Origin of the sequence: Streptomyces sp. NPDC002698 (genome assembly GCF_042888945.1) — a bacterium.
Classification (GTDB): domain Bacteria; phylum Actinomycetota; class Actinomycetes; order Streptomycetales; family Streptomycetaceae; genus Streptomyces.
Genome location: NZ_JBIAQM010000042.1, coordinates 48,818 through 54,233, shown reverse-complemented (window position 1 = coordinate 54,233; position 5,416 = coordinate 48,818). Strand labels below are relative to the sequence as shown.

Sequence of the window (5,416 nt, the reverse complement as noted above, 5' to 3'; positions counted from 1 at the left end):
CAGACGATCTCCCCGGAACGATCAAGTTCCTGACCCGCACGAGTCCGCCACTCCCACCCCACACCAGCCCCGTGACCTGCGAGATCAGGATGAAACGATCTCAGTGATCGAGCCGTGGTCCAACGGCGTGCCCTCGACCCATGTCATGACGGTCCAGATCTTGGGGAAGCGCTCGGACGGTACACCGTTCCGCAGTGGGACGGGAATCGGCAGTGGCAGGCGAGCGGCCAGAATCGGAAGCCACCGACGCTCCTTGAGCTGCAGATCGGGGCTCGTGTCCATCCGCTGCATCCTGATGGCCAACTCGTCACCGAGGCGCCACATTTGGTTGCCCCAGCCGCCCGCCACTTCACGGATCGGCAGTTCGGCCAGGTCCGGATGCTGTTCTCGAAGCAGGTCGCGGACCAGATCCTCACTGATCCCAAACTCGGATTCGATCATGCCGAGTCACCGTACTTGAGGTAGGCGAACGCCACCTTGCGCTTGGGGAGATCCAGCTCCCCGGCTGGATCTCCCGAGCTCGGGGACGACCGCCGACTTCCTCCGCGGCCGGAACGCACACCGCCGACCCGATGTGACCGGGCGCACCCCCAAGTTGTGCGATCCACCCCTGGTTCCCGGAACGTCGTGGCCATGGCGAACATCCTCGAGAACGGAAGATCTTGCCTCACGCCGCGTTCGCGCGGCGTTCGACAGAGCCCGAGGAAGCATGACCAGGCATGAATCCGTGCTGCGGCACAGTCGGCAGGGGTCCGGAACGAGTTCTGGTCATCCGCCCCAGGAGTGCCGGACGGGGGCAGGGACCCCGGCGCGCGGCCCGATCACCGCAGCGCTGGCGGCCGGTGTGCTGTTCGCGGCGCTGACCGGGTGCTCGTCCACGGACGACGTCCGCTATGCCGAGGACTACGCCGGTCATGAACCCCTGCACGTGCTCGGCTACCCCTCCACCGGATCGCTCGGCGTCACGCAACAACTCGTCTGGCGGCTCGCGGACGATTCCCCCGACCGGCTCGCGGCACTCGCCACCGGTGACGGCGGTGAGGACGCCGCACGCAGCACGGCCGACAACTGGATCAAGGCATTCGGAAAGGGAGCGGGAGGGAAGGTCACAGCCGACTTCCACGACGAGGGCTCCGAGCGTCAGACCGTCGTCCTGTACTTCCAGGACACCGGGCAGAGGAAGGAGATCAACGTGCGCCTCGACGGGAACGCGGGGGACGACGGCTGGCACGTCCTGATGGACGAACCGTCCATGAAGGAAGCCACGGCAGAGCCTACCTGGGCACCTCGGACCCCGGGCGGCTCGGGATCGTCCCACACCCGCTGACCCTCCCCCGTACAGCCGCGGCGCCCTCGCATCCGTATCGCGCATGCCGTCGGCCCGCACGGCGCGCTTCTGGAACCGGCAGCCCCAGGCCACATGGGTTCCATGACATTCCTCGGGAAGCACGGATCGTCTGGACGTAGGCTTCGCTCAGCACGAGCGCGGCGGGGGACGGAGCACATGACGGCTGAGACGGCGCACAGGTGGGGGTCGGCCCTCGATTCGGTCGTGGTGTACGCGCAGGGCGCGGTCTGCCGCCGCCTGGCGCGGGGCAGCGTGCCGCCGGACGGCCGCGTCCGGGTGACGGGACTGCCGCGTTCACTGGATCCGGGGTCGTTGCGGGCTCGTGTCACGGGCGTCTCCGGGCTGCGCGTCGTCGAGGTCCGGGTGGAAACCGAGGCCGAACCGCTCGACGCCGCCGTGCCCGACACTCTGCAGGGCGAGGTGGAACGGCTGCGTGAGGAGTGCGCGGCGGCGCAGGGACGCCGGGACCGGCAGCTGAGCCTGATCGAGGAGGTCAGGGCTCTACGGCCGGTCGTGCCGCCCCGCGGGCCGGACGACCCGCACCGCCGCACCCCGGTCGATGCGTGGCTGGAGCTCGCCGGGTTCGTCGACGAGCGGCTGACCAGGCTGCACGCCCGTCTCGTCGAACTGGAGGAGGCGCTGGGCGACGTCGAGCACATGCTCCGCGTGGCCACCGACCGGCTCGCTCGCGCCTCCACCGACGCACCGCACACACAGGTGGAGACCACGGTCTCGGCGGTCGTGACCTTCGACGGCACCGGTGACGCGGAAGTGGAGCTGGAGTACGGGGTACCGGGCGCGGTATGGGTGCCGGCCTACCGTCTCACCCACCGCCGGGGCGACAGCAGCGGCCGTCTGGTGCTGCGCGCCTCCGTCGCCCAGCGCACCGGCGAGGACTGGACCGGCGTACGCATCGCCCTGGCCACCGCCGACCTGCGCCGCCGTACCGACCTGCCCAGGCTGCGCTCCCTGCGAATCGGACGCCGCCAGTCCTCCCCCGCGCCCTCCGGATGGCGCGAGCCGCCGACGGGGTTGTCCGACCTGTTCGCCGGATACGACGGAACGGGCCCTCGCCCCGCCACGGCCACCGCTCCCCTGCCCGCCGGGGGCGGCACCGTGGCCACGGCGGGCGGCTTCGCGTCCGCTCCCGTTCCGCCACCGCCACCGCAGCCGCAGGGTTACGGCCACCCGCTCACCGGGGCGTCGCCGACCCTTCTGGGTTACGGCCGGCCGCTCGCCGCGGGGTCACCGACGGCCCAGGACCACGGCCGGCCGTTCACCCCGGCGCCGCCGACACCTCAGGGTTACGGCGCACCGCCCCCCGCCTTCTCGCCGGACAGCGCGTACCCGGAGGTCTTCGACAGCGGCGTGGGTGCCTTCACGCAGCCGGTCCCGTCCCGACCGGGGAGCAGGTCACGTGCCGGCGCGGCCTGGCCGGAGGCCCCCGGCGCCTCCGGCCAGGCCGCGCCGCCACCTCCCTCGGCGCCCGCCGCTCCCAACCGGGACGCACCGCCGCCGGCGGCGGTGCCGGTGTCCGGTCCGCCGCAGCCGAGCGGTGCCGAACTCGACTACACCGCCCTCGTCCTGTGCGGCCCCGACGAGCAGGGCGGTCGCCGGGGCCGGCTGTTTCCCGACTCCGACTTCGATCCGGTGGCAGCCGAGCACCGCCGCCGCGCCGAGACGGTGGCCGTGCTGCCGCTGCCCGGACACGCCGTACGGCCCCGTGAATCGGCCGGTTCCTTCGACCACCGCTTCGACGCCGTCGCCCGCGCCGACATTCCCTCGGACGGCACCTGGCACACCGTCACCGTCGGCGAGATCCCGGTCGGTCTGCGTACCGATTACCTCTGCGTGCCGTCCGTGGAGCAGACCGTGTACGCGACGCTGGTGCTCTCCAATTCCACCGACCAGGCGCTGCTGGCCGGCCCGATGGAGGTGAGCGTCGGCGACGACTTCCTGCTGACGGCCGCACTGCCCACGCTCGCCCCCGGCGGGGTGCGCCGGGTGGGGCTCGGACCGGCCGAGGGCATCCGGGTGACCCGTCGTACGAACCTGCACGAGTCGACGTCGGGAATGCGCGGCACCACCACCGTGCTCGACCACCGGGTCCATGTGGAGCTGACCAACCAGCTCGCCGGGCCCGTCACCGTCGAGGTCCGCGAGCGGGTCCCGGTCGCCTCCGACACGGACATCCGGATCGAGGAACGGGCCGACTGGGCCACTCCCCGGGACGAGGCGGAAGGAGAACACCACGCACCCGGCACCCGCCTCTGGCGGGTGGACCTGCCCGCCGGCGCCACCACCGCCCTCGACGGCGGCTACGAGATCCGTATCCCGTCCGCCAAGGCCCTGGCCGGCGGCAACCGCAGGAGCTGACCCACCCCATGTCCACGGCATCGGAACCGATCCCCCTCCCCGTCACCGCGGTCACCTGCCTGGAGGACCGCGCCCACGTCGAGCGCACCACCGTGCTCGACCTCGAGGCCGGAGTCCAGCGGCTGCGTCTGGGGCCCGTCAGCGCGCTGGTCGTCGACCGTACGCTCCACGCCGAGCTGACGGCCGAACACCCGGCGACCGTGCTCGACGTGCGGATCGTCCGCAGTTGGACTCCGCGCGGACCCCGGCCCACCGACCACGACTCCGCCCTGCGCCACCGCGTGCACGCTCTCGAAGAAGAGCTGCTCGCCCTGAGCCGGAAGCGCGACCGGCTCCAGGCCCGCCTCGACACGCTCGGCCGTCTCGCCACTGATCTGCTGCGGGAGATCGGCGAAGGCGCGGGCCTCGGCGAGATGGAAGGACCCCGCTGGACCCTCGAACTGAGCCGTGTGGATGACGAGCGCGACTCCCACGGCGAGCAACTACGCGCCCTGGAAGCCCGCCTGGCCTCCCTGACCACCGAGCTCGTCACAGCCCGACAGGCCATGGGCCTCGCCGAGCAGGAACCCGCCGAGCAGACCGGCCTCATCGAACTGACGGTGGAGGCCGCGGTCGCCGGGCCGGCCGAACTGCGCTTGAGCCACCTCACCGCGTGCGCGCTGTGGCGGCCCTCCTACCGGGCCGTGCTCGACGGGGATCAACTCACGCTGGAGACCGAGGCTACGGTCTGGCAGCGCACCGGCGAGGACTGGTCGGACGTACGGTTGACGCTGTCGACGGCCCGCTCCACGCTGGCCACCGATCCGCCCCGGCTGAGCGAGGACCGGCTCACGCTCCAGGACCGCTCCTCCGCGGAGCGCCGGACCGTCGATGTCGAGTTGCGCGAGGAGGAGATCGCGGACCTCGGTCCGGCCCCCGTGCTCGGCCTGCCGGGAGTGGACGACGGCGGCGAGGTACGGGTGCTCCACTCCCCCGCACCGGTCGGTGTGCCCGCGGACGGCCGCGCCCACCGCGTGCCGCTCTCCTCCTTCACCACGACCGCGAGCAGCGAATACGCCTGCGCGCCCGAGCTGTCCCCGCTGGTGACCCACGTGGTGCGGTTCGACAACCTGTCCGGCCACACCCTGCTCGCCGGCCCCGTCGACCTCGTCCTCGGCAGCCAGTTCAGCGGCCGCGGCACCCTGGACCTCACCGCTTCCGGTGCCCCCGTCGAACTCGCCTACGGCAGCCGCGACGACCACCGGGTCACCCGGCACACCGACGAGACCCGTGACACCGCCGCGATCAGTCAACGCACCGTGCTCACCCGCACGGTCCGCGTGCACCTGTCCCGGTTCTCCACCCCCGACGAACACGACGAGCGGGTGATCGTCCTCCGCGAACGGATTCCGGTCCCGGAGATCTCGGCGGTGCAGACCCGTCTGCGTGAAGAAGCCTGCTCCCCCGCCCCCGACACCGTCGACGCCGACGGCATCGCCCGCTGGAACCTCGTCCTCCCACCCGGCGGCCGGCGCACCGTCACCCTGGTCTACGAAGTGACGGCGAACGCCAAAGTCACCGGCCTCTGAACCCTGGTGACGTTCCTGGGGACGAGGGGGGGGGGGGGGGGGGGGGGGGGGGGGGGGGGGGGGGGGGGGGCGGGGCGCGGGGGGCGCGCGCCGCGGGGGGGGGGGGGCGGGGGGGCGGGGGGGC

Annotated in this window: 3 protein-coding genes and 1 pseudogene; 3 read left to right on the top strand and 1 reads right to left on the bottom strand. The window is 72.5% G+C overall.

What is annotated here, in order from left to right:
• Positions 1-102 precede the first annotated feature (102 nt).
• Positions 103-441, bottom strand: a pseudogene (locus tag ACFYW9_RS35865) (phosphotransferase); the annotation flags it as partial.
• A gap of 268 nt (positions 442-709) precedes the next feature.
• Between ACFYW9_RS35865 and ACFYW9_RS35860 the strand changes: the two are divergent.
• The 3 genes from ACFYW9_RS35860 (at position 710) to ACFYW9_RS35850 (ending at position 5,292) form a co-directional block, all read left to right on the top strand.
• Positions 710-1,327 carry a hypothetical protein gene (locus ACFYW9_RS35860; RefSeq protein WP_389159310.1) on the top strand — a complete coding sequence of 206 codons (618 nt, stop codon included), beginning with the start codon at positions 710-712 and terminating at the stop codon, positions 1,325-1,327.
• A gap of 177 nt (positions 1,328-1,504) precedes the next feature.
• Positions 1,505-3,724 carry a DUF4139 domain-containing protein gene (locus ACFYW9_RS35855; protein WP_389159309.1) on the top strand — a complete coding sequence of 740 codons (2,220 nt, stop codon included), beginning with the start codon at positions 1,505-1,507 and terminating at the stop codon, positions 3,722-3,724.
• Between the two features lie 8 nt (positions 3,725-3,732).
• Positions 3,733-5,292: a mucoidy inhibitor MuiA family protein gene (locus ACFYW9_RS35850; protein WP_389159308.1), complete on the top strand. Its 1,560-nt coding sequence runs from the start codon at positions 3,733-3,735 to the stop codon at positions 5,290-5,292.
• Positions 5,293-5,416: the final 124 nt, after the last annotated feature.